The organism is Stieleria sp., assembly GCF_041595215.1.
Classification (GTDB): Bacteria; Planctomycetota; Planctomycetia; order Pirellulales; family Pirellulaceae; genus Stieleria; species Stieleria magnilauensis.
This window is the reverse complement of record NZ_JBFHKV010000545.1, coordinates 1-5516: the sequence shown is the minus strand read 5'-3', so window position 1 is coordinate 5516 and position 5516 is coordinate 1. Positions and strand designations below refer to the sequence as shown.

Below are 5516 nucleotides of genomic sequence, written 5' to 3'. Positions count from 1 at the left end.
CGATCGCGTCGCGATTGCAATACCGTCCGTCGCCTTTCAATCGCAAACGCAACCAATGATGGCCGAGCTGTTGATCGTTTCGCAACAAACGCGGACCGCGCCCGGTCGCGGTGATCAACAGATCCAAGTCGCCGTCTTGATCAAAGTCGGCATAGGCGGCGCCACGACCAGGCATCGGCCGCAACAAATCTTCGCCAACCTGAGCCTCGTTCATCGCCAAAAACTCCGTCCCGTGCTCCGGGCCGGCGTTCCAGAACAATTGGGGCGGCTGTTCGTAATGCTGGCTCGGCTGCACACGGTTGATGTCCTCTTCCAAGTGCCCGTTGGCACAGAACAGGTCCGATCGACCGTCCAGATCACAATCCAGATACACCAAACCGAACGTCAACAACAAACGCGTGCTCGGGCCCAACCCGGTCGAGACGGCTTCGTCGTAAAACTGCATCCGCCCCAACTTGGTCACGTACAGCGCCGTCATCTCGTTGGAAAAGTTCCCAATGGCCACGGCGAGTGCCTTGCGTCCGCGAAACGAAGCGACATCGATTCCCATCGCGCCGCGGGCGTTACCACTGGAATCAAACGCGATTCCGGTCAGCGCTCCGACTTCGCTGAAATGACCTTCGCCGTCGTTGCTGAGCAACAGGTTCTGCACGGTATCGTTGGCGACGATCACGTCCAAGGTTCCGTTGGTGTCAAAGTCACAAAACGCCAACCCCAGCGACTTGGACAACGGCACTCCGGTCGACTGATTCTGAATCTGAACCCCGGCCTGCTCGGACACATCGGTGAACGTGCCGTCACCGTCATTGCGATACAGATAGGGATACGTGCCTTCAAAGTTTTGCGGTCGCCCGTAAGCCCGTCCGCCACCGACGAGTTGAAAATTCTGGGACTGATCGTACTCCCGGCTCCAACCAACGTAGTTACAGACGAACAGATCCAAATCGCCGTCGTTGTCGTAATCGAACCACCCGGCACTGGTGCTCCACCGATCCGCCTCGCCGCCCACACCGGCCGTTTCGGTGACGTCTTCAAACCGGCCGTCGCCGAGGTTTCGAAACAGATGGTTTTGACCGATGCCGGTGATCAACACATCGACATGATCGTCGTTGTCATAGTCGCCGACCGCGACCCCCATCGCATAGTCAGACAGATTCAAACCGGACGCTTCGCTGACATCGACGAACCGGTCGCCGTTGTTGCGATACAACACCGAGGTTTGGGTGCGACCGCTGGGCGGATCCCAAGGCCAGTCCTTACTGTTGACGAACAAGATGTCTTGATCGCCGTCGTTGTCGTAATCAAAGATCGCCATGCCGCCGCCCATCGTCTCGGGCAACAACTTGTCACCGACAGCTCCGTTGTTGTGCACAAAATCAATTCCCGCCTCCGCCGTGATGTCAGTGAACTTCACCGTCGGCACTTGCACGTCGGGCAACTCACGAATGCTGACTTTGGCCAATTCGGATTCGCGTACCGGTGGTGCGGCTTCGGGCCGTGACAAGTAAAACGCGAGAGTCCCCCCGACCACGAGCAGCGCCACTAAAGCCAGCAAGGACCTTCGCAGCGCTCGGCCGATCTCGGCATCGTCGCGGAGCACCTCCTCTTCCTCACGCTCCACTTCTTTCGGTTCGACCTCAGGCGCCTGTTGATTGGACATCGGTCGCCTCCTTTTCTTCTTGACGGGTAATCGCTTTCGTTTCATCGGATTCGGGTTGGTTGAGATTGCGATCGAGTGGGTAGATCACGACCGCTTCGGCAGCGTGATTCGCCGCGGGATACTTTTCACGGGCCAACCGAATGGCACGGCCCGTCGCGTTGTCATCCGGTTTGTACCGCAGGTGCAACTTGCGATGCAGGGTTGCGTTCTCCGTGTCACCGAGCGTCTCGTACAACAACTGTAGGTTGTGGTGCGCGGTGACGTTTTCGGGGTCGATTTGCAGGGTTTTCTTGTAGCGTTGCACGGCCTCATCGAAATAACGCCGGCTCTCGTCCTCGCGGCCCTGACGCTCACGCACCACCCCCAAGTCGAACAGCGTCCGGCCGAGCGCGTTGATGACTTCAATGTCCAAGCTGAAATCAAATCCGCGACGTCGCATGTCCTCGGTGTTGTCCTCCAACACGCTCCGCAGATTCTGCTCGGCTTCGACGAGTCGGCCCTGCTGCGAATTGACCACACCGGACAACCACGCCCACGTCCAACGCGGGAATCCCTCGGTGTCACGATAACGGTCGGCCCGGTTGAGTGCTTCGACGGCTTCGTCCAAACGCCCTTCCAGATTCAGCACGCGGGCCAGGTTCATTGGACCGTCATAACGGTCCAGCTTTTCCACTTCGGTGAACGCCTCTTCGGCCTGACGCAGTTCCGCTTTGCCTTTTAACAACAAACCGATCCCATAGTCGTTCCAACGTTGCCAGACAGGAATCTCTCGCGGTGCATTTTCCACGTCCTGATCAACGCCTTCGACGGGGAAGACAATCGAGTCCACCGCCATCGTGGTGATCGGCAACTCGTTGGTGTAATCCTGGCCCGGTTGGTGCCCCCGAATGATCCGTCCAAACTGCTCATTCTTCTTCGCCACAAAATCCATGTACCGCTGATCAAACTTGCGGTACTGCAGTTTCAACTCGACGCGGATCGGCGCGGTGACATCTTTCGGAATCGTCAACCCATAGTGCACCGTCTGGCCCGCGCCCGGCGGGATCTGGTGGTTGTACAAGGGCGTAAAAATGTTCTGCGGATTTCGCCGATCGATTCGGTTGCCGTCCTTGTCCAACATGAACACGTTGACAAAGTGCGACCAGGGATCCACTTCGTTGTGATTCTGTGGGTTGATCGCTCCGCTACGTCCGATCACTCGATCGCCGCTGGTCACCGTCACGTCCAGCCAGATCTCGTTGGAATCGACCGTGCCCTGCGAGAAGAGATGCCCGAGTTTTAACGTTCGGATCACCGTTTCCAGCAAATAGGTTTCGCCCGGTTTCAACGCCGGAACCTCGGGACGCAGCGGGGCGGTTAGCTTTCCATCGATTTGGCCCGTTTCGCGGATCCCGAAAATGTCGACCCGCATCACGTCCTGCAAATACTCCTGGTGCGCGGTGATGATCTCGTCGCGGTCGCGCAACCAAGCGATCCCGGTGTTGGCCGACGGGAACAGGTGATCATGGACACTCAGCTCCGTCGCGTCATCAAACAGCTTCGCGCCAAAGTCATCCGAGGCGACCAGCGGCATGTGACATTTGCTGCAGTTGTCCACGGCCTTGGGCGGGTAATAAAAGCTTCGAGCCCCGTGTCCGGAGACGCCACTAAATAAATAAGGATCGTAGTGGTTTTGGCCACGCAAAAATTCCTTGTAGTGATTGAGCGCTTCGGGCAAGTGCACCTTGTGGCACGTCGAACAAAACTCAGCCGTTTTGTGGAATGGTTTTAAAAACGTCTTCTTGTGGAACGAGGGTTTGGCTTTGACCAGCTGATTGTTGATCCACTGCAATGCCGCATTGTCGCTATTGGCAAAGGGGTAATGCAGCGGTTCTTCGATCGTGTAGTCCGCATTGCCACGCACACTGTTGACGTTCGTGATCGCGTGACAGGCCGTGCAGGTGATCCCGGCACTGGCGGTTTTGTGTTCCAACATGTCGAAATTCGGGTCGTCAAACGCGCCCGAGAAAAACGGCACCGGGTCGTGACAACCGGCGCACCATCGGGACGCCTGGACCGATCCGTCTCGCGCCAGCGACACCTCCCGCGTCTCACTCACACTGGCGAAATACGGTGCGTTGTTGAAGGAACTGAAACGGTGAACGCTGTCGCTCCAGTCCTTGTGAATATCGGCATGGCACTTCAAACAATACTGATCGTTCATCAACGCGTCGGCGGGGATGAAGTTGCCGCTGGCCGTCCGTGCCAACGAAGGTTCAAAGTACTGCGTTCCCGATTCCGGCCCCACGGCATTCCACTGTCGCGGGTCTTGCATTTGCAACACCACCATCGCCGCGATCGCGACACCGGCGACGCCGGCGAACGTCATTCCGATCCGCCATTTGATCCGTGGTCCGGCCAGCCGATGCAACCAGTACAGCCAAACGGCGGCCAACGGGCATGCCACGTGCAACCAATATACGGTGCTGCGGGCGACGGGTTGCTTGAGATCAAACCCGCCGATCCGCACCAGCAATAGCCCGGTTGCAAGAATCAACAAGCTGACGGCGAACAAGGCATAGCCGATCCGCACGGCCCGTCGATTGCGGCGATCCTTGGTGTTCCACAGGTGAACGAACCCAAAAATCACTAGCGGCAAAATCAAGATCAGCCCCAGCACCAGATGGGCCAGGAACATGTATTGGTAATAGAAATCCTGGTAGGTTTCTTCGCGCAACCACTCCAAAAACGTGACGATGGCCAGATAGCCGGAGTTGGCGAAGAGCAGGGCAACAAGAACAAAAATAAAGTACAGCAACTTCCGAAGACGTGGGCCAACGGCGCGCACGTACTTCTTACGCGGCACCGCGGTGGCGGCGCCCGAAGCAACGGATGACATCGAAGATTTCCTAGCGAAATGAATGGACTACTACGGGGCGCCGATCCCCGTCGCACGGGAATCATCGCTACCTGACCGAAACCCATCGCAGGGTTCGGTCGAACGTCACACCATCAATCGTCGCATTTCCGCGAGTGCAGTCTGCGCGGAAGAACGTGCGTGACCGGCGGGAAGCCTCTCCCACAATCAGCACGATCGACCGACGGCACCACGAGCTGCCGACGGTCCAACGTTACGACGACGAACAAGCTAGGCCTGGGGAGGTCGCTCGATCGGGTGCGCGTGACCGCTAGGAAGAATCAAAGAATCGTCGCGACCAAACCGCACCGGAAACAACTCCGGCTGGGGGCAATGGTCCGACAGGCAGACGGCGTCGTGATGGTCACGCTGAACCTGAGGCGCCGGCGGTAACGGAGGCGAACTCGGCCCAGAAGGTGACTGCCGACACAACGGACCGTCACACGGTTGCGGTGGAGTGGGTTCGTCGATGGAGTCGCTACTCTGCTGTGACATTGCGTGCTGCGGCATCGCGTGCTGCGACATCGAGACGTCATCGGGATGCGCCAACCAATCACCGCAACTTGCATCGGCCCGCCGCGACGTCAAAACGCCCGCCGTGAAGATGACAAGAGTGAGAAGGAGAAGGTGACGCAGCATCAGGCCCGGCTCGGTGTAGACGAATCAACGCGATAGGCTATCGCGTGGTCTCCCCGATGTCAACGAAATCTTCGCCGGAACGACGATGCATGGGGGATACCCGGGCGCTGGCATGCCCCCGAACGGCAACGCCGTGAAGCAAACACTCCGTTGGTGGTCAAAGGATCTTGCGAGGGATTCAAATCTCCCGGAGGACGTCGATTGTATTACTGAGCTCTGTTCAACCCCGTTGGGATGTCGATTTAGTTTCTGACGGATATGGCACCCTTCTCCCCCGCAAATCGTGAACAAGCTTGCTTGTCGATTTGTGGGGGAGAAGGG

General features: G+C 57.9%; 2 protein-coding genes. Both read right to left on the bottom strand.

What is annotated here, in order from left to right:
• Positions 1-1660 (bottom strand): FG-GAP repeat domain-containing protein (locus ABX749_RS19720; RefSeq protein WP_372897478.1); only part of this gene is annotated, 1660 nt, incomplete at its 3' end.
• Positions 1638-4538 (bottom strand): multiheme c-type cytochrome, encoded by a 2901-nt coding sequence (locus ABX749_RS19715; RefSeq protein WP_372897477.1) that lies wholly within the window; start codon positions 4536-4538, stop codon positions 1638-1640. The genes ABX749_RS19715 and ABX749_RS19720, both read right to left, overlap by 23 nt.
• Positions 4539-5516 lie beyond the last annotated feature (978 nt).